Here is a 21,489-nt window from a genome sequence, read left to right as displayed (position 1 = left end):
ATGAACCAACTGACTTTGACCCTCATGAAGGTGGCGTTCCTGGCCGTTCTATGGCTGTTCGTCATTGCGGCCGTGGGCGTGATCCGGGCCGACTTGTGGGGGTCCAAGGCCGCCGCGAAGGCGCTGCGGTCCTCCAAGCCGGCCCAGCCCGCCCGGCAGCCGAAGGCCGCGGCGCCGCGTTCGAGGCGCTCGGAGCCGACGAAGCTCGTCATCACTCAGGGCGCTCGCGCGGGTACGACCCTCGATCTCGCCGGTACAGAGATCGTCATGGGTCGTGGTGGCAATGACGTCACGCTGCCTCTCGGGGACGACTACTCTTCGGGACGGCACGCCCGGCTCTTCTCACAGAACGGTCAGTGGTTCGTGGAGGATCTCGGTTCCACCAACGGCACCTTCCTCGGGCGTGCCAAGGTGAGCCGGCCGGAGCCCGTTCCCGTCGGCGTACCGATCCGTATCGGGAAAACCGTCATAGAGCTGCGCAAATGACAATCGGAATACGCTTCGCCGCACGATCGGACGTCGGCCTCCTCCGGGAGGGCAACGAAGACTCCGCGTACGCCGGTACGCGGCTTTTGGCCGTTGCCGACGGGATGGGGGGTCACGTCGGCGGCGAGATCGCGAGTGCCGCGGCGATCGAGACCCTGAAGCCACTCGACGTGGACATCCCGGCGAACGAGATCGTCGGCGTGCTCGAACAGGCCGTCCACCGCGCGAACGAGACGCTGCACAGCATCGTGGAGGGCGACCCGTCCCTGCAGGGCATGGGCACGACGCTCACCGCGATGCTCTGGCACGGCCGGCAGCTGGCCCTCGTCCACATCGGCGACTCGCGGGCGTATCTCCTCCGCAACGGCGAGCTGTTCCAGATCACGCACGACCACACGCTCGTGCAGTCGCTGGTCGACGAGGGCCGGATCAGCCTCGACGAGGCGGCCTCCCACCCTCAGCGCTCCCTCCTGCTGCGCGCGCTCGACGGCCGCGGCGAGGTCGAGCCCGACGTGTCTCTGCGTGAGGCGCAGCTCGGCGACCGCTACCTCCTGTGCTCCGACGGGCTGTGCTCGGTGGTGACCGCCGAGACGATCCACCACGCGCTGAGCTCCGTCGCCGAGCCGGAGCAGGCGGTGCGCCAGCTCATCGACCTGGCCAACCGCGGCGGCGGGCCGGACAACATCACCTGTGTCGTCGCCGACGTCGTGGAGCTGGAGCAGCAGCCTCCCGGGCCACCGCCGAAGCCCATCGTGGCCGGCGCGGCGCACAACTCCACCCGCACCCGCGGCGAGGCCGACAACCCGGGCGGCGGCGCCCCCGGGGGCGCGATGGCCGGCGAGTCCCCGGCCCACCGCGCCGCGGCACTACGGGGGGAGCCGCAGCAGTCCGGCGCGGCGGTGACCGTCGCCGACATGCATGCGGTGCCGCCGCAGGCCGACGACGCCCTCCAGCTGACGCAGATGCGCCCGCGCCGCCGGTGGCCCTGGCTGGTCGGCATCGCGGTCGTGCTGGTCCTGCTGGTGGCGGGCGGATCGTACGTCGCCTGGAGCAGCGTGCAGGGGCAGTACTACGTCGCCGCCGACAACGGCCAAGTGGTGATCTTCCAGGGCATTAACGACAAGGTCCTCGGGCAGAAGCTGTCCCACCTGAAGGAACGTTCGGACCTCAAGGTCGACGACCTGACCCCCGACGCCCAGTCCTCGGTGCGCAGGACCATCGACAACCTCAGCAGCCTGGCGAGCGCCCGCCACACCATCGACAACCTGCGCGGCAGGATCTGCCGCACCTCGGTCGCCGAGGACGGCAAGGGCGTGGTCGCCATCTGGAAGGGCCACGGGCAGCAGAGCGAGGGCTGCGCCAACAAGGTGATCGAGACCTCCGACCCCAAGATCCACACGAACTCCCTGACCTCCAAGTCCAAGCAGGACGTCCACAAGGGGATCACGCTGCCCGACCTGGCGCACGCGCAGGACAAGGTCCAGCAGCTGCGTGTCGAGGCGTCCCAGTGCGCCAGCCACCCCACGACGCTGCAGGGCTGCCCGCAGTCGGGTAAACACTCATGAGCGCCATATCGACCAACGAGGCAGGCATACCGGTCGCGACGCGCCCGCGGCGCAGCGCCCAGCTCGGGATGCTCATCTTCGCGATGATCATCACGGTTGCCGGGTTCGCGCAGGTCGGGCTGGCGCGCGACGGATCGCTGCCGGCCGGCATGTACGGCTACGGCATCGGCCTGGGCATCCTGGCGGCCGGCGCCTACATCGTGGTGGCCCGCTTCGCGCCGTACGCCGACCCGCTGCTGCTGCCGCTCGCGGTGTTCCTCAACGGCATCGGCCTGGCCATGATCTACCGGCTGGACCTCAACACCAGCGCCGACGCCAAGGCCACCATCGCGGCCGGCAAGAGCTACTCCTACATCGGGCCCTCGACCACCAACCAGCTCGAGTGGACCGCGCTCGGCATCATCTTCTTCGCCGTCACGCTGCTGGTGCTGCGCGACATCAAGATCGTGCAGCGCTACATCTACACGATCGGCGCGCTGGGCCTGTTCTTCCTGGCGTTGCCGGGCTTCCTGCCCTCCTCGATCAGTGGCGCGATGGGCGCGAAGATCTGGATCCGGATCGGCTCGATGTCGATCCAGCCGGGTGAGTTCTCCAAGCTCGCGCTGGTCGCGTTCTTCGCCGGCTACCTGGTCAACAAGCGTCAGGCGATGTCGACCGTGGGCAAGGAGTTCGGGCCGATCAAGTTGCCGCGCGCCCGTGACCTCGGCCCGATCCTGGTCATCTGGGCGATCTGTCTCGGTGTGCTGGCGCTGGAGAACGACTTCGGCAGCGCGATCCTGTTCTTCGGCCTGTTCGTGAGCATGCTGTACATCGCCACCGAGCGCTTCGAGTGGGTGGCGATCGGCCTGCTGCTCCTCGCCGGCGCCTGCCTGGTGGCACCGATGATTCCGCACGTGGCCCAGCGGATCGACACCTGGCTGGACCCCAAGCCGTACTTCGACGGCGGCTGCAAGATCAACGGCGTCATCCACAACCAGATGGCCCAGACCTGCTCGGCCCACGGCGGTCAGTACATCGCCGACAGCGGCCAGCTCATGCGGGGCCTGTTCTCGATGGGCCAGGGCGGCGTGCTCGGCACGGGCATGGGCCAGGGCGAGCCGTGGCGCACGCCGCTGTCCTACAGCGACTTCATCTTCACGTCCTTCGGTGAGGAGCTCGGGCTCACCGGCCTCATGGTGATCCTCCTGGCGTACGCGCTGATCGTGCAGCGCGGCATGAAGGCGGCGATCGCCACCAAGGACAACTTCTCCAAGCTGTTCGCCGGCGGTGTGTCGTTCGTGTTCGCCCTGCAGGTCTTCGTGATCGTCGGCGGCGTCACGCGGCTCATCCCGCTGACCGGTCTGACCACGCCGTTCCTCGCCCAGGGAGGGTCGTCGCTCCTCGCCAACTGGATCCTCATCGCCATCTTGATCCGCATCAGTGACGCGGCCCGGCGCCCGGCGCCGCAGCCCATCCAGGACGAGGGAATGACCCAGGTGGTGAACACCGCGTGAACAAGCCTCTTCGCCGGGTGGCGATCGCAGCGCTGACGTTGCTCGTCATCCTGATGATCAACGTGAACTACATCCAGGGCTCGCAGGCGGACAAGCTCAAGACCGACCCGCTGAACGCCCGGCAGTTCACCGCGCAGTGGCAGCACAACCGCGGCCCGATCACGGCGGGCGGCGTGACGCTGGCCTCCTCGAAAAAGATCAACAAGAAGGAGTACCAGCGCCTCTACAAGCAGGGTGAGCTGTACTCCCCGATCACCGGCTTCCTGAGCCCGTTCAACCGCACCGGCCTGGAGGGCGGCTACAACGGCCTGCTCGACGGCACCGACAAGCGGCTGACGGTGCGCAACTGGTTCGACATGCTGGTCGGCAAGAAGGCCGCCGGCGCGACCGTGCAGACCTCGATCAACCCGAAGGCACAGCAGGCGGCCTACGACGGCATCCGGCAGGCCACCCTCAGCGGCAGGCGCGGCGCCGCGGTCGCCGTCGACGTCAAGACCGGGGCCATCCTCGCGATGGCCTCCTTCCCGTCGTACGACACCAACGACCTGGCCACCCACGACAGCGCCAAGGCGGCCAAGGCGTCCACCCGCCTGCAGGGGCAAAAGGGCAACCCGATGCTCAACAAGGCGATGAACGAGGTGTTCCCTCCGGGCTCCTCATTTAAGATCATCGACTCGGCGACCGCCCTGGAGAGCGGCGGGATGACCAAGGACTCCCCGTTCGACGCCAGCGAGCTCCGGCTGCCCGAGTCGGGCACGACGCTGCACAACTCCGACGGCGACGAGGCCAAGTGCAACGGCTCCCCGCCGCTGATCCAGTCCTTCGCGGCGTCCTGCAACTCCACGTTCGGCCGCCTGGCCGGCACGCTCGGCCAGAGCAAGCTCCTGGAGCAGGCCCAGAAGTTCGGCTTCAACAAGCCGTTCCAGGTCGAGCCGGACATGAGCAGCGCGAGCGCGAACTACCCGGCCAAGAAGATCGGCGGTGACGACCTGGCCCGCTCCGGCATCGGCCAGGGCGACGTGACCGCCACGCCGCTGCAGATGGCCATGGTGGCGCAGGCGATCGCCAACAACGGCAAGGAGATGAAGCCGTACCTGGTCAAGCGGGTCACGGCGCCGGACCAGTCCGAGCTGGCCACCGCGCAGGAGCAGGTGCTGGGCCAGCCGATCAGCGCGAACACCGCGAGCCAGTTGCAGGAGATGATGCGGCAGGTGGTTCTGACCGGCACCGCGTCGTCCGTGGTCGGCGGCCAGGACATCGCCGGTAAGACCGGCACCGCCGAAACGGGCAACGGCTACTACGACGACTGGTTCGTCGGCTTCGCTCCGCAGCACAACCCGAAGGTCGCCTTCGCGGTCGTCACCGAAGGCAGCGAGCAGTCCAGCGGTGCGCAGAACTCCGCGCCGACCGCGTTGAGAATCGTCCAGGCGGTGCTCTAGTAATGACCACCCCCCTCGTCCTCAATCACCGGTACCGCCTCGATGAGCGCCTTGCCGCCGGCGGCATGGGCGAGGTCTGGAAGGCCACCGACGAGCTGCTCGGCCGCCCCGTCGCGGTCAAGCTCCTCAAGGAGATGTACTTCTCCGACGAGAGCTTCCGTGACCGGTTCCGCGCCGAGGCGCGCTTCGCCGCGTCGCTGCAGCACAGCGGCATCGCTCAGGTCTACGACTACGGCGAGCAGGACGAGCTGGCCTATCTGGTGATGGAGCTGGTGAACGGCGAGACGCTGTCGCGGATCGTGTCCGTCGAGGGACGGCTCAGCCCGGACACCACGCTCGACATCATCGGCCAGGCGGCCCGCGCGCTGCACGTCGCGCACACCGCCGGCATCATCCACCGCGACATCAAGCCCGCGAACCTCATGGTCACCGGCGACGGCGTCGTGAAGATCACCGACTTCGGCATCGCCCGGGGCGGCGGGTCGGCCACGATGACACAGACCGGCCAGGTGATGGGGACCGCGCAGTACGTCTCGCCCGAGCAGGCGACGGGGCGCCGGATCACGCCGTCCTCCGACCTGTACTCCCTGGGCGTCGTGGCGTACGAGTGCCTGGCGGGCGTGCCGCCGTTCGCCGCCGACACCCCGATCGCGCTGGCCCTCATGCACGTCCGTGAGGACCCGCCGCCGCTGCCCGCCGACGTGCCACCGGCCGTACGCGGCCTGGTCAGCGCGATGCTGGCCAAGGAGCCCGAGGACCGTCCGGCCGGCGCGCACGAGGTGGCCGAGCAGGCGCGCCGGCTGCGGCTGTCGGGTGGCGGCGCCGCCGGTGAGGACGCGGGAGCCGCGACCGAGGTCGTGTCGGCCGGTGACATGCGCACCCGCGTGCAGGACGACGTCGCGTTCGGCGAGACGCGGGCCGTGCCGAGTGCGGCCGCCAGGCGCCGCCGTACGCACCGGATCGTCGCGGCGATCGCGTGCGCGGTGGTCCTCGTGGGCACGGCGGTGTTCGCGACGAGCGCCCTGTGGAAGAGTTCCGGTCACACTAAGCTCGTGGACGGCAACCGGGTCGCGCCGGTCGACTCCCCCTCGCCCACCGGGCGGTTCAGCAGTGAGCCGGACACCGGCGCGCCGTCCCAGCAGCCTCAGCCATCCGAGCCCGCCCCCACGGACTCGTACCCCTTCCCCTCGCCGAGTTCCACGGCCTCGGCACCGTCCACCAACCCGACTCCGACACCTAAGCCCCCAAAGCGGACGCCCACAACGCCAGCGACACCATCGTCGCCGAGTTCTCCGGACCCGACGCCGTCAAGCAGTGCCGACGGCGCGCTAGGTTCTGAGGGCAGGGCGTAGACGACTAGGGAAAGTGCCAGATATGACTCAGCCTCGGCTACTCGGTGGCCGCTACGAACTCGATGGCGTCATCGGGCGTGGCGGCATGGCCGAGGTCTACCGAGCTCGCGACCTTCGCCTCGACCGCGTGGTCGCGATCAAGACACTTCGGTCTGACCTAGCCCGCGACCCGACGTTCCAGGCACGGTTCCGCCGCGAGGCCCAGTCGGCGGCCTCGCTGAACCACCCCTCCGTCATCGCCGTGTACGACACCGGCGAGGACACGCTCGACGGCAATCCGGTGCCGTACATCGTGATGGAGTACGTCGAGGGCCGCACCCTCCGTGACGTTCTCCAGGAGGAGCACCGCATCGCGCCGGAGCGCGCCCTGCAGATGACCGACGGCATCCTGCGCGCCCTCGACTACTCCCACCGCGGCGGCATCGTGCACCGGGACATCAAGCCCGCGAACGTCATGCTGACCGCCAGCGGCGAGGTCAAGGTCATGGACTTCGGCATCGCGCGTGCGCTCGCCGACTCCGCGGCCACGATGACCGCCACCGCGCAGGTCATCGGCACCGCCCAGTACCTCTCGCCCGAGCAGGCCCGCGGTGAGCGGGTCGACGCCCGCAGCGACATCTACTCCACGGGCTGTGTGCTGTACGAGCTGATGACCGGCCGTCCGCCGTTCCAGGGCGACTCGCCGGTGGCCATCGCCTACCAGCACGTACGGGAAGAGCCGATCCCGCCGTCGCAGCTCGACCCGTCGATCCCGCAGTACGCCGAAGCGATCGTCTTGAAGGCGCTCACGAAGGACGCGAACTACCGCTACCAGAGCGCGGCGGAGATGCGGGCCGACATCCAGCGGGCGTCGCAGGGCATGCCCGTCTCCGCGCCGACGATGGCGATGAACGCCGGCACGCAGGTCATGCAGGGCGGCCCGCGCACGCAGGCGATGCGCCCCTCGTCGACGATGGGCTACGACCTGCCGCCGGCGCAGTACGCCGAGCCGGAGCGCGACGCGGGCAACGGCAAGAAGGTCGCGCTGTGGGCCCTCGTGGGCGTGCTCGCCGTCGGCGCGATCGTCGCGCTCGTCATGATCTTCAGTAACAGCGGCGGCTCGGACAACGGCAACCAGGTCACCATGCCGAGTGACATCGTCGGCAGCGACCAGGCGACGGCCAAGCAGGAGCTGGTCAGCCTGGGCTTCGTCGACAGCAACATCCAGATCAAGCACAAGACCGACGACAGCGCCGACAAGGGTCAGGTGCTCGACGTCGACCCGGCGCCGCAGACCAAGATCGACAAGACCAAGCTGGCGACCACGCAGGTCGTCCTCACGGTCTCGACGGGCAAGCCCAAGGTCACGGTGCCCCCGGTGAAGAGCATGAGCGAGGACGACGCCAAGTCCGCGCTTGAGAGCGCCGGGCTCAAGGCCGGTCCGACCCAGACGATCTCCTCCACCACGGTGCCCAAGGGCAGCGTCGTGAAGTCGGACCCGGTGTCCGGCTCCAAGGTGGAGAAGGGCACCGAGGTGACGCTGTACATCTCCAGCGGCCCCGGTAAGACGCTGGTGCCCAACGAGGTCGGCAAGTCGGCCGATGACGCCAAGTCCGATCTGCGCAGCCACGGCTTCCGGGTCTCCATCAACTACGTCGACGTTCCGGCGGGCCAGGCCGACGGCCGGGTCATGCAGCAGACGCCGAGCGAGGGCGAGACGGCCAACCGCGGCAGCACGGTCACGCTGACCGTCAGCCGGGCGCAGCAGGACCAGCCGACGCCTCCGGGGAGCGGGGTGCCGACCCCGCCGTGGGGTGGCGGCGGCAACAACGACAACTAGGTCGACATGACGAGACCCCCACACGCGACGCGTGTGGGGGTCTCGTCATGTCGGGGGATGCCCGGACCGGGCCCGGACATGAAAGGAGGGCCTCCGCCGCTCGGGGGCAACGGCGGAAGCCCTCAATGGTGGAATCAGACTCACCATCCTTGGTGTTACACCCGGGAGAAGCATTCTTTTACCGCTCTTTTCGCTGCGGACCGGCGACCTGCGGTTCTCACAGAGCGTGCACGAGCCAATTCGCAAAAAGATCGTGACCGGCCGCGCTGAGCACCGACTCGGGGTGAAACTGGACCCCCTCGACCGGCGCCCTCCGGTGGCGGATCCCCATGATCACGCCGTCGAGTGTGCGGGCGCTGACGACGAGGTCGGCCGGCACGGTCGCGGGGTCCAGCGCCAGGGAGTGGTAACGCGTCACGGTCAGCGGGTCCGGCAGTCCGCGGAACACGCCGGCGCCGTCGTGGTGGATCTCGCTGGTGTAGCCGTGCACGAGTTCCGGCGCGCGACGCACCGTGCCGCCGAGGACGGTGGCGATCACCTGGTGGCCGAGGCAGACGCCGAGCACGGGCCGCCGGGCCTGCTCCGCGATGTCCAGGCAGACCCCGGTGTCCTCGGGGCGCCCGGGGCCGGGGCTGAGCAGCACGCCGTCGAAGGCCTCGACGTCGCCGGGTGCCACCTCGGACCGGTCGCGTACGACGCATTCGGCGCCCAGCTCGCGCAGGTAGGACACGATCGTGTGGACGAAGCTGTCCTGGTTGTCCACGACGAGCACCCGGCGCGCGGCGGACATCACGGACCCGGGCTCGCCGGAGCCGAGGCGCCACCCCCGACCGTGCCGTGGTCGAAGTGGAGCTTCGGCTCGACCCAGGGGAAGACGAAGTACCAGAGCAGGACGCCAACGACGACCAGCGCGGCCAGGACGAGGCCGGTCCGCTGGAGCCGGTCGCCGGGCAGGTGCCGCCAGAGCCAGGCGTACATCTCAGGAACTCGCCTCCTTCACCCGCGGCGCCGACGAGACCAGCTGGCCGAAGACGATGAGCCGCTGGGCCGCGGAGTACTTCGGGTTGCAGGTGGTCAGCGTGATGAGCCGTTTGGTCGGGTTGGCCTTCGGGTGTTCGGGCACCGGCGCGGCCACGGAGACGTCGCTGGGCTGTACGACCTTGGTCGAGGTGACCTTGTAGACGTACTGCCTGGCGCGGGTGTCGATGAGGATCTTGTCGCCGGCGTGCAGCTCACCGAGCTTGTTGAAGGGCGCGAGGTAGGTCGTGCGGTGGCCGGAGACGACGAAGTTGCCGATCTGGCCGGGCATCGCGGTGCCGGGGTAGTGGCCGGGGCCCTTGCGCAGGTCGGCGACTGACACGCCCTCGATGATGACGTAGTGGAAGCTCTTGCCGAGCCGCGGGATGCGGATGAGCGCGAGGCCGTGCCCGAGGCGTACGCGCTCGGTGGTGACCTTGCCGGGGCCGGCCGGCGGCCCGGCGTTCCACGAGCGGGTGAGCTCGTCGTCCAGCTTGTGCTGCGCCGCCTGGGTGTAGGCGCCGGTGCCCCACAGTTCGTACGCGACGAAGAGCAGCACCACCAGACCGGCCGTGATGCACAGCTCGCCGACGCTACGGATGAGTATCCGCACCGTCGGCCTCCGTGGCGTACTTTGGCGTCGCGTTGCCGGTGTAGGCGGGCAACGTCGTCTTCTGGAGGGTCTTCACCGTATACCCGAGTCCGTATTCGTCGACGTACTGTCGGTAGATCTGAATCTCCGGCGAGGCGTCGAGCGCCGCCCGCAACCGCCCGGGCACGCCGGTGGCGGTGATGCGGAACGGCGGTGAGTAGACGACTCCCTGCAGGATGAGCGTATTGCCTACGCAGCGGACCGCGCTGGTGGAGATCAGCCGTTGGTCCATTATTTGCATGCCTGTGGCGCCGCCGGCCCACAGCGCGTTGACCACGGCCTGCACGTCCTGCTGGTGGACGACGAGATCGTCGGGGCTGGGGTCGCCCGGCACCCGGCGGTCGTGCGGCGCGTCGTTCAGCGACACGCGGACGCCCCGCCCGCTCACGGGAGTGAACCCGGACAGCGCGGCGAGCCGATCGGCCTCCTGCTGCGCGGAGCGCACGCCCGCGTCGCGCCGGCCGGCCTGCCGGCCGAGCTCGTCGACCTGCCGGTGGAGGCTGCGATAGGTGCCCTGAGCGTGCTGGTAGCCGCGCTGCTCCTGGGCGATCAGCTCGGTGACGCGCGTACGGTCGCCGCCGCGAAGGTCGGTGCCGTGGGCGGTGCTGGCGCTGGCGGCGAAGAGAGTGCCGGCGAAAAGCGTGAGGGCCGGAATGGCATGACGCCAGGTCAGGGCCCTAGGCCGGGGTTTTACCCCCATCGTCACCCCCCACTGCCACTGTTATGGTCGTACGCTGCTCACCAGCGACTACGCTAACCGACAAACTGACCCATGCGCGGGTCGGCGTCAGGCCATGCCCGCCGCCAGAGCCCGCCCTGAGGAGAGACCCACCGTGCCCAAGTCGAAGGTACGCAAGAAGGCCGTCTACACTCCGCCGCAGCGCTCCCAGAAGGTCGCGGTCAGCCCGCGGTGGCTGGTGCCGACCATGGTGGGCTGCTGGCTGCTGGGCCTGGCCTGGATCGCCGTCTACTACATCACGGCGAGCGTCAGCGCGACTGTCCCGGTCATCACCTCGCTCAGCAACTGGAACCTGCTGATCGGCTTCGGGGTGATCGTCGTCGGCGTGATCCTTTCAACACGCTGGCGTTGACGGGCTTTCCACCGCGTCATCCACAACGTTGTCCACAGGCCGCTGAGACGGAGCGGGGCGGTGGCCGGCGTACGGGCCGCTGCCCCCGGGGGCACATCCGGATCGGGCCGGGATATCTCGCCGATCTCCCGGCGGCCGGGACAAAGCATCGCTATGCTCGACAACACACACGCGCCGATTCCCATATCCGGCGCGGCGACGGCGCACGGCGCGACGAAGCGCCCACGATCATGACGACGCCGGAGCGAAAGCCCGAAGTTCCACGACGGCACCGCCGTTGGCCGACAGAGTTTTCCACATGCTGTGGATGACCCTGTGGATTTCGTCTGCCTGCCCTCCTTCGGCGCCTCGCCGGCCCCACGACGTGAGAAGGCCCCGACCGGGCGCACCGGCGGGGCCTTCTGCTTTGGCTTTGGTCCGTCAGGCGGTCAACGCGGCGGTCTGGACGACGGTCAGGACGACGAGGACCGCCGCGACGATCGCCGACGCCGCCACCTGGACCGCCTGCTGCCGCCCCCGCGGGGCGTACGCGAACGCCACGGCCAGGACCGCGCCGGTGATCAGCCCTCCCACGTGCCCTTCCCAGGAGATGCCGGAGAAGGTGAACGTGAACATCAGGTTGATCACGATGAGGAACGCGATGCCCCGGGTGTCCACCCCCAGGCGGCGTCCGACCACGAAGAACGCGGCGAACAGGCCGAAGATGGCGCCCGAGGCGCCCAGCGCGGGCTGACCCGGGTCGACCAGGAAGAGCAGGACGTTGCCGCCCAGCGCCGACAGCAGATAGAGCACTGTGAAGCGCAGCCGGCCGAGCACCTGCTCCAGCTGCGGTCCCAGCACCCACAGCGCCCACATGTTGAACAGGATGTGGGTGATGCCGAAAGTGCCCTGATTGAGCGGGACGTGCAGAAACGCCGCGGTGATCAGGCGGTACCACTCGCCATCGGCGACGCCGTAGCCCGGGATGACCTGGCCGAACTGCGTCTTCAGCACGCCCAGCATCTCGAACCGGTCGACGAAACTCGGTGAGGCCAGCTCACCGATGTAGGCGACGACGTTGATCGCGATCAACGTCAGGGTCACCGCCGGCCGGGTGGCGACACGTCCGCCGAAGACCGTACGCGCCTGGCGCACCGTACGGTTGCCGTCCCGCACGCATTCCGGGCACTGGTGGCCTACAGCGGCGTCGCACATGCAGTCCGGGCAGATCGGGCGTTCGCAGCGCGTGCAGCTGACGTACGTCTCACGGCCCGGGTGCCGATAGCACGTCGGCACCTGTGGAGCCTGAGGAGCGTGCGGCGTGTCGCTGCTCATCGTGGTCTTCCTCTGCTGTCGGTACCTGTCTAACGACGATCGATGGTCACCGATTCCACGACGACGTCCTTGACGGGCCGGTCGCCTCGGTCGGTGTCGGTCTTGGCGATCGCGTCGACGACGTCGGCGCCCTCGATCACCTCGCCGAAGATCGTGTGCCGGCCGTTGAGGTGCGGCGTGGGCACGACGGTGATGAAGAACTGCGAGCCGTTGGTGCCCGGCCCCGCGTTGGCCATCGCCAGCAGGTGCGGACGGTCGAAGCGCAGGTCCGGGTGGAACTCGTCCTCGAACTCATAGCCGGGGCCGCCCCGGCCGTTGCCCAGCGGGTCGCCGCCCTGGAGCATGAACTTGTCGATCACCCGGTGGAAGACCGTGCCGTTGTACAGCGGGTCGGTCGTCCGCTGGCCCGTGCGCGGGTCGGTCCACTCGATCGTGCCCTCGGCGAGACCGACGAAGTTCTGCACCGTCTTCGGCGCGTGGTCGGGGAAAAGACGCAGCACGATGGTGCCCATCGTCGTACGCAGCGTCGCGGTGAGGTCTTCGGCCACGAAGACTCCTCCTCGTATCGAATCCGATGTTCACAAGGGACACAGGTGCGTGTACCCCCACGTGAACGCATCCTGTCAGATCGGCGATTGACATCGCTTGTCGTGGGAACAGAGTCCGACGAGACCGCACATGACGGAGGGCAGTATGTCCCTACGAAACAAGAGTCGGAAGATGCCGCAGGTGAACATCGACAGCGCGCGTCTGCAGGACGTTCAGGAGAGGGTTGCCGAGGGTGCCCGTCAGGCGGCGCAGCGGGTGGGCCCCACCACTCGTCAGGCGCAGAAGATGGCCGCGAAACAGATGAAGAACGCGCGTCATTGGAGTGCGCCACGAATCGACCAGGCCGGACACTACATCGAGGAGGAGGTCGGGCCGCGTGTCGGCGCGCTCCTCCACCGTACGGCCGGCCGGGTCGAGCCGGGCAGCCCGAAGCGTCGTCGCGGCTTCGCCGCGGCCCTCCTCGTCGTCGGGGGTGCCGTGGGCGCCGTCGGCGCGATCGCGACACGCCGTAGCGCGTCGCGGCCGAGCGAGGAGGTGAGCTCCCCCGAGCACCTGTCGTCGACGTCGGAGAACTCCGACGCCGACCGTGCCCGCAGCAACCACTGATCGGCCGTCGACCGGGCCCGGCCAGCGACACTGGCCGGGCCCGTCGTCGTTCCGGAACCGGTCAACAGGGGGCGAATGGCATTCGGGTTCCCTGTACCGTCTGTCCCATGTCGCTTAGATCCTCGCTCAGTGCCGCGAGCCGCAGGGCTCTCGCGGTGGTGCTGCACCGGGTCTGGGAATGGCTGCGCGCCCACGCCGAGATCTCACCGAGCACCCCGGCCGGCCGGCGGTTCGGCTACCTCGGTGAAGGCGCGTGCATCGGCTTCCCCACCGGCGCGATCTACGGCGAGCCGTGGATCCGCATCGGCGACCACACCCTCATCGGCGTGCACGTCACGCTCTCGGCCGGGTTCGTACCCGGCCTCGACCTCGGACCGGACCCGATCGTGACGATCGGGAAGGCCTGCTCCATCGGCCGGGGCAGCCACATCGTCGGGCACCAGTCGATCGAGATCGGCGACGACGTCTTCACCGGACCGTACGTCTACATCACCGACCAGAACCACGGCTACACCGACCCCGACACCCCCGTCGGACGGCAGTGGCCGGTCAACGACGCCGTCGTCATCGGTTCCGGCTGCTGGCTCGGCGCCGGAGCGATCATCCTGCCGGGCACCCGCCTGGGCCGGAACGTCGTGGTGGCCGGAGGCGCCGTCGTCCGCGGCGAGTTCCCCGACCACAGCGTGATCGCCGGTGTGCCGGCGAAGGTCGTCCGCAGCTACGACCCGGAGAGCGGCTGGCTCCCCCCGCAGCCGGAGGTGCCGCTGGACGAGGAGACCCTCGCCCAGATCGCCGAGCTGACCGGAGACCGCAAGCCGGCCCAGGTCCCCGAGCCCGGCGAACGCGCGAGCTGAGCGACGCGTCCTTCCCCGGTACTCGAACGCCCGTCGTCGTTCCGGTGGCGTGAAAGATTCGGGGCCGGTGCGGACATGGGGTGGTGTCCATCGACCCCGAACGCCAAGCAGGACGCCTTCGGAGGCGTCCAGGTGAGGACACTGCGCGCCGACCAGGTACCCGGATCATGGCACGTCGTCAATGTCGGCGCCCTCTCGGAGAACTCGGTGATCGTGATGGTCGATCCCAAGCAGTGGTCTCGCTGACCACCGCGCCCGCGGACCGCCGCCTCGGGTGAACCGGCGACCTCCCCCCGTACGAGGGGGAGGTCACTCCGCGCCCGCGACGACCAGGCCGGACTCGTAGGCGAAGACCACGGCCTGCGCCCGGTCGCGCAGGTGCAGCTTGGTCAGCACATTGCTCACATGCGTCTTCACGGTGTGCTCGCTGACGACGAGCTCGGCGGCGATCTCGCTGTTGGACAGGCCGCGGGCGAGGCCCCGCAGTGTGTCGACCTCGCGGTCGGTCAGCTCGGCCAGGCGCCTCCTGAGGGAGGGGCGCGGGCTGCCCCGGCGGACGACGTCCTCGATCAGCCGCCGGGTGACCGACGGCGCGAGCAGCGACTCGCCCGCGGCGACGAGCCGGACCGCGCGCACGAGGTCGTCGCGCCGGACGTCCTTGAGCAGGAAGCCGCTGGCGCCGGCCCGCAGCGCGTCATAGACGTAGTCGTCGACGTCGTACATGGTCAGGACCAGGACCTTCGCCGACGTACGCCGGCAGATCTCGGCCGTGGCCGCCACCCCGTCGACGTTCGGCATCCGGATGTCCATGAGGACGAGGTCGGGCGCCAGCTCCACCGTCTTGGCGATCGCCTCGGCGCCGTCGGAGGCCTCGCCGACCACCGAGATGTCCTCGTGGGCGCCCAAGATCATGGCGAAACCGCCGCGGAACAGGTCCTGGTCGTCGGCGACGAGCACACGCATGGCTATCCGATCGGCAGTGTGGCGGTGACGGTGAAACCGCGCGGGTCGATGACGAGTGTGCCTCCGCAGGCGCCCGCGCGTTCGCGCATGCCGACGATGCCGTGGCCCTCGCGCACGTCGGGCGCGCCGCCACCGTCGTCGGCGACCTCGATCGTCAGGGCCCGGTCCGACCAGCCGAGGCACAGCCGCACCGAGCGGGCGGCCGCGTGGCGCAGCGTGTTGGTCAGGCACTCCTGGATGATCCGGTACGCCGCGACCTCCACGGCCGCGGGAACCGGCCGCCGGGGGCCGCGCTCTTCGAGGTGGACCGTGAGCCCGGCCTGACGGGCGCGTTCCACCAATCCGGGCGTCGCCCCGAGGCCCGGATGCGGCTCGCGCTCGACGGTGCCTCGTAGCGCGCCGAGCATCTGGCGGAGCTGGCCGATCGCCTCGCGCCCGGTGTCGGCGATCGCCTCGAACGCCGCTTCGGCGCGGGCAGGCTCGGACCGCACGACCAGCGGGCCCGCCTCGGCCTGCACGACCATGAGCCCGACCGAGTGGGTGACGATGTCGTGCATGTCGCGGGCGATCCGCGTGCGTTCCTCGGCGACCGCGACGGCGCGTTCCTCCTCCAGCCGCCGCGCGCGCTCCTCCACGGCCTCGCGCTGCGCGCGGCGGGCCCGGGCGCCCATTCCCAGGGCGTACGCGGCGACGTAGGAGGTGATGACGTAGCCGGAGGTGTCGAAGCTCTCGTGCGGCAGGACCAGCGAGAGGACCACTCCGGCGATCAGGACCACGCTGCCGGCCTCACGCCAGACCGGCTTGGCGAGCTCGGCGAACGTGTAGGTCCACAGCAGCGGTCCGTACGGCATCAACCACGGCAGCTGGTGCGTCAGGCTCTGGTGCGCGAGCGCGAGCACGGTGACCGCGCCGCCCGCGACCAGTCCGACGGGGATGAGGAGCGTCCGCCGCCAGATCACCGGCAGCGAGCTCAGGACGGACAGCCCCACCACCCACCACGGCTGTACGTGCGGGACGAACGCGGGCAGGACCATCGCGACGGTGACGACGGCACCGATCGCGAGGTCCACGCGCGGCACTCGCAGAGCCTTCACGTCCGCCCTTCCGGCTGGGGGAAGGTCCAGCGTACGGCCGGGTTCCGGCCGCCGCCTCCCTCGCGCGGCCCAGCGACGACTCACTCTCCAGGCTGAGGCGTACCAGGGCGTGTCAGCGGCGTGTCAGCGCGCGTACCCGCGATGTGCGCGCCGCGTCAGCCGGTCGCCGCACAGTGGTCCGGCACGAGACCAACAGGGGAGAGCCGGAATGGAACACGTGATACGGGCCGAGGGCCTGAAGAAACGCTTCGGAGATACCCAGGCGCTCGCGGGCGTCGACATCCTCGCGCGCCGCGGGACCGTGCTCGGCGTGCTCGGACCGAACGGCGCCGGCAAGACGACGGCCGTGCGGACGCTGGCCACTCTGATCAAGCCGGACGAGGGCCGTGCCGAGGTCTGCGGCTTCGACGTGGTCAAGGACGCCGCGCAGGTTCGGCGAGTGATCAGCCTGACCGGCCAGTACGCCTCGGTCGACGAGGAGCTGACCGGCGTGGAGAACCTCATCATGATCGCCCGGTTGGTCGGCCACCCCCGCCGTGAGGCGCGGCGGCGGGCGCAGGAGCTGATCGACCGGTTCGGCCTGTCCGCGGCGGGCGGCCGGGCCGCCAAGACCTACTCCGGTGGCATGCGCCGCCGGCTCGACCTCGCGGCCGGGCTGGTCAACGACCCTCAGGTGATCTACCTGGACGAACCGACCACCGGCCTGGACCCGCGGGCCCGCAACGCCGTCTGGGACACCGTGCGGGAGCTGGTACGCGACGGTGCGACCGTGCTGCTCACCACGCAGCAGCTGGACGAGGCCGAGGCGCTCGCCGACCGGATCCTGGTCTTCGACCACGGCCGCGTGGTCGCCGACGGCACCTCCGAAGAGCTGAAGGAGAAGGTCGGCGGCCAGACGCTCGCGGTACGCGCGCTGGACCGGGACCGCGTGCCGGAGGTCGTCGGCGTCGTCGCCCGGATCACCGGTGCGCGGCCCGAGACCGATGAGGACACCGGCCTGGTCACCGCGCCGCTGGACGATCCGGCGGCGCTGAGCGCGGTGGTGCGCGGCCTGGACGAGGCCGGCGTCGTCGCATCCGACCTGGCGTTGCGCCGGCCCAGCCTGGATGAGGTCTTCCTCAGCCTGACCGGCCACCACGCCGAGACCGAGGGAGAGAAGGAATGACCGCGATCACCGTCGACCAGGCGCCCGCGCCGAGGATCGGACCGGCACGGACGCTGGGCAACGGGCTGACGCTCGCCTGGCGCAACGTCATGCAGCTGAAGCATTCACCGGAGAAGCTGATCGACGTCCTGATGATGCCGGTGGTGTTCCTCCTGCTGTTCCTGTACGTCTTCGGCGGTGTGGTCGCGGGCAGCACCCACGCGTACCTGCAGCAGCTGCTGCCCGGCCTGGTCGCGCAGATGGGCATGTTCGCCTCGATGGGCCTGGGCACGTCGTTGTGCGAGGACATCCGCAAGGGCGTGTTCGACCGGTTCCGCAGCCTGCCGATCGCCCGGTCCGCGCCGCTCATCGGCGCGGTGATCGGCGACGCGGTCCGCTTCTGCGTGTCGATGGTGACGCTGGTGGCGTTCGGGTCGCTGCTCGGGTTCCGCTTCCACACGAACCCGCTGTCGGTGCTGGCGGCGTTCGGCCTGGCGTACGCCCTGTACTTCGCGGTCTGCTGGGTCTCGGTGCTGGTCGGGCTGGTGGCGCCGTCGCCGGAAACGGTGCAGGGGCTCGGGTTCATCTGGGCGATGCCGCTGACCTTCGGCAGCAGCGTCCTGCTGGCCAACACCGGGACGATGCCCGGCTGGCTCCAGGCGTGGGTGAAGGTCAACCCGGTGACGCACCTGGCGGACGCGACGCGGGCGCTGATGGTCGGCGGGCCGATCGGCGACCACGCCTGGTACACGCTCGCGTGGGCGGTCGGGATCGTGGTCGTGACCTTCCCCGTCGCCGTGTGGATGTACGGGCGCAAGGTCTAGTACAGCGAAAGGACCTGGTCGCCGGGGGTGCGGCGGCCGCGGGCGTACGCCTCGTCGAAGGCCGCCTGGCCCAGTGCGGCGAGAGCGGCCGCCGTGGCGCGTTCGATCTCCAGGTTCCACGGGTCGGGTTCGCCCTGCAGTGTGTGCGCGCCGCCGAGCAGTTCGGCGGCGCGTACGTGCTCTCCCCGCGACGCGGCCAGCGCCGCCAGCCCTTGGACGAGAGTGCCGATGAGCCGGTCGATCGGCATCCGGGCCAGCTCGGTGATCGCCCGTATCGCCCGGTCGTGCCACCTCGCCGCGGCGTCGAGGTCGCCCAGCTGCTCCGCGAGGCTGCCCCGCTTGCTGAACACCACCGCCGCCGTGGTGCCGAAGTCGATCCGCGCCGCTTTGGGCTCGACGAAGGCGACCGCGCGGTCGACGAACTCGCGCGCCTGTTCGAGATCGTTCTCCCATCGGGCGAGCTCACCGATCTCCAGCCATCCCCGGGCCGCGACAGAGTGCTCGGCGATCCGCTCGGCGATCCGCGCGCCGTGCTCCAGGTCCACGCGCGCCCCGGCGAAGTCGCCCGCCATGGCGCGTGCCCGGCCGAGCAGGATCCGCAGACCCGCGGCCTGGTCGGGGCTGACGCCGGAGACGGTGTATTCGTACGCCTCCTCCGTCGCGCGGATCGCCTCCTCGGGCTGGCCGCGCGCGAGATGCACCTCCGCGACGCCCGTCAGGGCGCTGACGAGCCCCCAGCGGTCACCGATCTCCCGGAATCCCGCATGTGCCTCGGTCACGGCGCGGGCCGCCCGGTCGAAGTCACCCCCGTTGATGGCCAGGAACCCGACGAAGACGTGACGAGCCGCCCTCGTCCACGGATCGGGATGGTCGCCGACGAGGTCGAGTTCCCGCAGCGCCGCGTCGGCGTCGCCGGAGAAGATCGCGGCGATGGGACGGAACAGGGCCAGGGCCGGATGCGTGGAGGCCTCCGTCCGCATCGCGAGCATCTTCTCGAACCGCGCGTGCAGGGTACGCGGATCCGGCCCACCGTCACGGGACATCTCCTGAACCATGGCTGCCACGAGGCCGCAGATGACGTACGCGTCCTCGGCTCCCGGAGGTGGGCGGTCGTCGACGAGGCTCCAGACCTCGACCGCCCACTGCCCGGCCTCGGCCTCGTAGTCGCACAGGATCCAGAACCAGGCCAGTGCCCCGACGAGGCGTACGGCGGTCTGCACGTCGCGGGTGTCGATCGCGTGCCGCAGCGCGTTGTTGCAGTTGTCACGCTCGGCGTTCAGACGGTCCAGCCAGTGCATCTGGTCACGGCCGCGCAGCTCGGGTTCGGCACGCTCGGCGAGCCGCAGGAAGTACGCGGCGTGGGCGTCGCGGAGGCGCTCATCCTCCCCGGCCGCGGTCAGCCTCTCCGCGGCGTACGCACGCACGGTCTCCAGCAGGCGGTAGCGCACCTCGGCCTCACCCGTGGCCATGACCAGCGACTTGTCGACCAGCGAGGCGATCAGGTCGATGACGTCCTCACCGAGCACCTCCTCGGCGCTCTGCGGGGTCGCACCGCCGTTGAAGACCGAGAGCCGGCGCAGCACCCGGCGCTCAGGGTCGTCGAGCAGGTCCCAGCTCCAGTCGACCACCGCGCGCAGCGTCTGGTGGCGCGGCAGGGCGGTGCGGCTGCCGACGTTGAGCAGCCGGAACCGGTCGTCGAGCCGGTCGGCGACCTGCGCGGGCGTGAGCGCACGCAGCCGGGCTGCGGCCAGCTCGATCGCGAGCGGCGCGCCGTCCAGGGCCCGGCAGATGCGCACGACCGGCCCGACCGTGTCCGCGTCCAGCGCGAACCCCGCGCGCACCGCGGTGGCCCGGTCGACGAACAGCCGTACCGCGTCGTACGCCCGGGCACCGTCGGCGTCGGCGTCCTCGGGCGGAAGGGCGAGCGAGGGCACCGGGCACAGCGCCTCACCGGTGATACCGAGCGGCTCGCGGCTGGTGGCGAGGATCCGTACGCCCGGTGCGGCGGACAGCAGCCGATCGGCCAGCGTCGCGACCGCGTCGAGCAGGTGCTCGCAGTTGTCCAGCACCAGGATCAGCCGCTTGGTGGCCAGCGCGTCGGCGAGCCGGTCGAGCGGGCGGGCGATCTCGCGGGCCTCCAGCAGGCGGATCGTCTCGGGGATGCCGATCGCGACGAGCACCGCCTGCGGCACGTCGAGCGCGCCGCGTACTGGGGCCAGCGGCACGAACCACACGCCGTCGGGCGACGCGGCGGCCATGCGGCTCGCCGTCTCGCCCGCGAGCCGGGTCTTGCCGGTGCCGCCCGGGCCGGTGAGCGTGACGAGCCGGTGGGTGGTGAGCAGCTCGCCGACCCGCTCGATCTCCTCGGCACGCCCGACGAAGCTGGTGAGCTGGGCGGGCAGGTTACTCCGCCGCTCCGGCTCGCGCACGGGCGTAGGCGGACGCTCGGCCGGCGCGCCGCGCAGGATCGACAGGTGCACCGCGGCCAGCTCCGGCGAGGGGTCGACGCCGAGACCCTCGGCGAGGGTACGGCGCGCGTCCTCGTAGACGGTGAGGGCGTCGGCCTGGCGGCCCGCGGCGTACAGGGCCCGCATGAGCTGCCCGCGCAGCCGCTCGCGCAGCGGGTGGAGCGTGGTGAGCTCCTCCAGCTCGGGAACGAGGCGCGCGGCGTGGCCGAGCGCGATGTCGGCCTCGAACCGCTCCTCGGCGGCCTCGACGCGCAGTTCTTCGAGCCGGGCGATCGGCGCGGCGGCGAAGGCCGCGCCGGCCACGTCGGCGAGCGCGGGCCCGCGCCACAGGGCGAGTGCGCGGCGCAGTTCGTCGGCTCGTGCGGCCGGATCGTCCGTCGCGCGGGCGGTGGCCACCAGGCGTTCGAACGCGACCGCGTCCACCTGGTCCGGAGCGACGCCGAGCCGGTAGCCGCCCGGACGTGACTCGACGGCGTCGTGGCCGCTCACGCCGCGCAGGCGGGAGACCAGCGCCTGGAGCGCGTTGGCGGCGGCGGCCGGGGGCGCGTCGCCCCACAGGTCGTCGATCAGCCGGTCGGCCGGCACGGTACGCCCGGCGTCGACGGCCAGCCGGATCAGCAGGGCGCGCAGCCGCGGACCGCTGACCTCCACGGGCCGCGCGGCCTCGTCCCGCACGTCCAGCGGACCCAGGATGCCGATGCGCACGCCGCCCATTGTGGCAACCAATCAGGCGATCGCGGGTGACACCGCCCATACCGG

General features: G+C 70.4%; 21 protein-coding genes. 12 read left to right on the top strand and 9 right to left on the bottom strand.

Annotated elements, in window-relative coordinates; translation table 11 throughout:
- Genes QSK37_RS32765 through pknB form a run of 6 tightly spaced genes read left to right on the top strand, consistent with a single transcriptional unit; the run spans position 1 to position 8,154 of the window.
- Entirely contained in the window at positions 1 to 486 is a 486-nt protein-coding gene (locus QSK37_RS32765) for an FHA domain-containing protein FhaB/FipA (protein ID WP_432705624.1), read from the top strand.
- Complete coding sequence (locus tag QSK37_RS32760; RefSeq protein ID WP_285629074.1) at positions 483 to 2,051, top strand: PP2C family protein-serine/threonine phosphatase; 1,569 nt, start codon at positions 483 to 485, stop codon at positions 2,049 to 2,051. The genes QSK37_RS32765 and QSK37_RS32760 overlap by 4 nt, the downstream gene beginning before the upstream one ends.
- Positions 2,048 to 3,544 (top strand): FtsW/RodA/SpoVE family cell cycle protein, encoded by a 1,497-nt coding sequence (locus QSK37_RS32755; protein ID WP_285629072.1) that lies wholly within the window; start codon positions 2,048 to 2,050, stop codon positions 3,542 to 3,544. Before QSK37_RS32760 ends, QSK37_RS32755 begins: the two co-directional genes overlap by 4 nt.
- Entirely contained in the window at positions 3,541 to 4,983 is a 1,443-nt protein-coding gene (locus QSK37_RS32750) for a peptidoglycan D,D-transpeptidase FtsI family protein (protein ID WP_285629070.1), read from the top strand. The genes QSK37_RS32755 and QSK37_RS32750 overlap by 4 nt, the downstream gene beginning before the upstream one ends.
- A 2-nt stretch (positions 4,984 to 4,985) precedes the next feature.
- Positions 4,986 to 6,335, top strand: a complete 1,350-nt coding sequence (locus QSK37_RS32745; RefSeq protein WP_285629068.1) for a serine/threonine-protein kinase — start codon at positions 4,986 to 4,988, stop codon at positions 6,333 to 6,335.
- Between the two features lie 22 nt (positions 6,336 to 6,357).
- Positions 6,358 to 8,154: a Stk1 family PASTA domain-containing Ser/Thr kinase gene (gene pknB, locus QSK37_RS32740; RefSeq protein WP_285629066.1), complete on the top strand. Its 1,797-nt coding sequence runs from the start codon at positions 6,358 to 6,360 to the stop codon at positions 8,152 to 8,154.
- A 217-nt stretch (positions 8,155 to 8,371) separates the two neighbouring features.
- On the opposite strand, the gene QSK37_RS32735 is transcribed toward pknB, so the two are convergent.
- Genes QSK37_RS32735 through QSK37_RS32720 form a run of 4 tightly spaced genes read right to left on the bottom strand, consistent with a single transcriptional unit; the run spans position 8,372 to position 10,523 of the window.
- Complete coding sequence (locus QSK37_RS32735; protein ID WP_285629064.1) at positions 8,372 to 8,944, bottom strand: anthranilate synthase component II; 573 nt, start codon at positions 8,942 to 8,944, stop codon at positions 8,372 to 8,374.
- A complete protein-coding gene (locus QSK37_RS32730) occupies positions 8,944 to 9,132 on the bottom strand; it encodes a hypothetical protein (RefSeq protein ID WP_285629062.1) in 189 nt (62 codons plus the stop codon). Before QSK37_RS32730 ends, QSK37_RS32735 begins: the two co-directional genes overlap by 1 nt.
- Before the next feature lies 1 nt (position 9,133).
- Positions 9,134 to 9,784, bottom strand: a complete 651-nt coding sequence (locus QSK37_RS32725) for a class E sortase (RefSeq protein ID WP_285577423.1) — start codon at positions 9,782 to 9,784, stop codon at positions 9,134 to 9,136.
- On the bottom strand, positions 9,765 to 10,523 hold the full coding sequence (locus QSK37_RS32720; RefSeq protein ID WP_285629060.1) for a DUF881 domain-containing protein: 759 nt from the start codon (positions 10,521 to 10,523) through the stop codon (positions 9,765 to 9,767). The genes QSK37_RS32725 and QSK37_RS32720 overlap by 20 nt, the downstream gene beginning before the upstream one ends.
- Positions 10,524 to 10,656: 133 nt before the next feature.
- On the opposite strand from QSK37_RS32720, the gene QSK37_RS32715 reads away from it, so the two are divergent.
- Entirely contained in the window at positions 10,657 to 10,914 is a 258-nt protein-coding gene (locus QSK37_RS32715; RefSeq protein ID WP_285577417.1) for a cell division protein CrgA, read from the top strand.
- A 420-nt stretch (positions 10,915 to 11,334) separates the two neighbouring features.
- On the opposite strand, the gene QSK37_RS32710 is transcribed toward QSK37_RS32715, so the two are convergent.
- Together QSK37_RS32710 and QSK37_RS32705 are read right to left on the bottom strand one after the other, a co-directional pair.
- A complete protein-coding gene (locus tag QSK37_RS32710) occupies positions 11,335 to 12,228 on the bottom strand; it encodes a rhomboid family intramembrane serine protease (protein WP_285629058.1) in 894 nt (297 codons plus the stop codon).
- A 29-nt stretch (positions 12,229 to 12,257) separates the two neighbouring features.
- Positions 12,258 to 12,776 (bottom strand): peptidylprolyl isomerase, encoded by a 519-nt coding sequence (locus tag QSK37_RS32705; protein ID WP_285629057.1) that lies wholly within the window; start codon positions 12,774 to 12,776, stop codon positions 12,258 to 12,260.
- 181 nt (positions 12,777 to 12,957) lie between these two features.
- On the opposite strand from QSK37_RS32705, the gene QSK37_RS32700 reads away from it, so the two are divergent.
- The 3 genes from QSK37_RS32700 (at position 12,958) to QSK37_RS32690 (ending at position 14,483) form a co-directional block, all read left to right on the top strand.
- On the top strand, positions 12,958 to 13,383 hold the full coding sequence (locus tag QSK37_RS32700; protein WP_285577410.1) for a hypothetical protein: 426 nt from the start codon (positions 12,958 to 12,960) through the stop codon (positions 13,381 to 13,383).
- A 107-nt stretch (positions 13,384 to 13,490) separates the two neighbouring features.
- Positions 13,491 to 14,237, top strand: a complete 747-nt coding sequence (locus QSK37_RS32695; protein WP_285629055.1) for an acyltransferase — start codon at positions 13,491 to 13,493, stop codon at positions 14,235 to 14,237.
- 75 nt (positions 14,238 to 14,312) lie between these two features.
- The gene (locus QSK37_RS32690; RefSeq protein WP_285629053.1) at positions 14,313 to 14,483 is read left to right on the top strand and encodes a hypothetical protein; all 171 of its coding nucleotides are present in this window, start codon (positions 14,313 to 14,315) and stop codon (positions 14,481 to 14,483) included.
- 63 nt (positions 14,484 to 14,546) lie between these two features.
- On the opposite strand, the gene QSK37_RS32685 is transcribed toward QSK37_RS32690, so the two are convergent.
- Both QSK37_RS32685 and QSK37_RS32680 read right to left on the bottom strand, forming a co-directional pair.
- Positions 14,547 to 15,206 (bottom strand): response regulator, encoded by a 660-nt coding sequence (locus tag QSK37_RS32685; protein ID WP_285629625.1) that lies wholly within the window; start codon positions 15,204 to 15,206, stop codon positions 14,547 to 14,549.
- Positions 15,203 to 16,294: a sensor histidine kinase gene (locus QSK37_RS32680; protein WP_285629051.1), complete on the bottom strand. Its 1,092-nt coding sequence runs from the start codon at positions 16,292 to 16,294 to the stop codon at positions 15,203 to 15,205. The genes QSK37_RS32685 and QSK37_RS32680 overlap by 4 nt, the downstream gene beginning before the upstream one ends.
- A 208-nt stretch (positions 16,295 to 16,502) precedes the next feature.
- On the opposite strand from QSK37_RS32680, the gene QSK37_RS32675 reads away from it, so the two are divergent.
- Together QSK37_RS32675 and QSK37_RS32670 are read left to right on the top strand one after the other, a co-directional pair.
- A complete protein-coding gene (locus tag QSK37_RS32675; protein WP_285629049.1) occupies positions 16,503 to 17,459 on the top strand; it encodes an ATP-binding cassette domain-containing protein in 957 nt (318 codons plus the stop codon).
- Positions 17,456 to 18,262 (top strand): ABC transporter permease, encoded by an 807-nt coding sequence (locus tag QSK37_RS32670; RefSeq protein WP_285629047.1) that lies wholly within the window; start codon positions 17,456 to 17,458, stop codon positions 18,260 to 18,262. Before QSK37_RS32675 ends, QSK37_RS32670 begins: the two co-directional genes overlap by 4 nt.
- On the opposite strand, the gene QSK37_RS32665 is transcribed toward QSK37_RS32670, so the two are convergent.
- A complete protein-coding gene (locus tag QSK37_RS32665; protein WP_285629045.1) occupies positions 18,259 to 21,435 on the bottom strand; it encodes an ATP-binding protein in 3,177 nt (1,058 codons plus the stop codon). The two genes, QSK37_RS32670 and QSK37_RS32665, sit on opposite strands and share 4 nt — an antisense overlap.
- Positions 21,436 to 21,489: the final 54 nt, after the last annotated feature.

The sequence above is a fragment of the Actinoallomurus iriomotensis genome (assembly GCF_030269445.1).
Taxonomy (GTDB): Bacteria; Actinomycetota; Actinomycetes; order Streptosporangiales; family Streptosporangiaceae; genus Actinoallomurus; species Actinoallomurus iriomotensis.
Note: the sequence above shows the minus strand (reverse complement) of the source record. Positions and strands in the feature narration are given on the sequence as shown.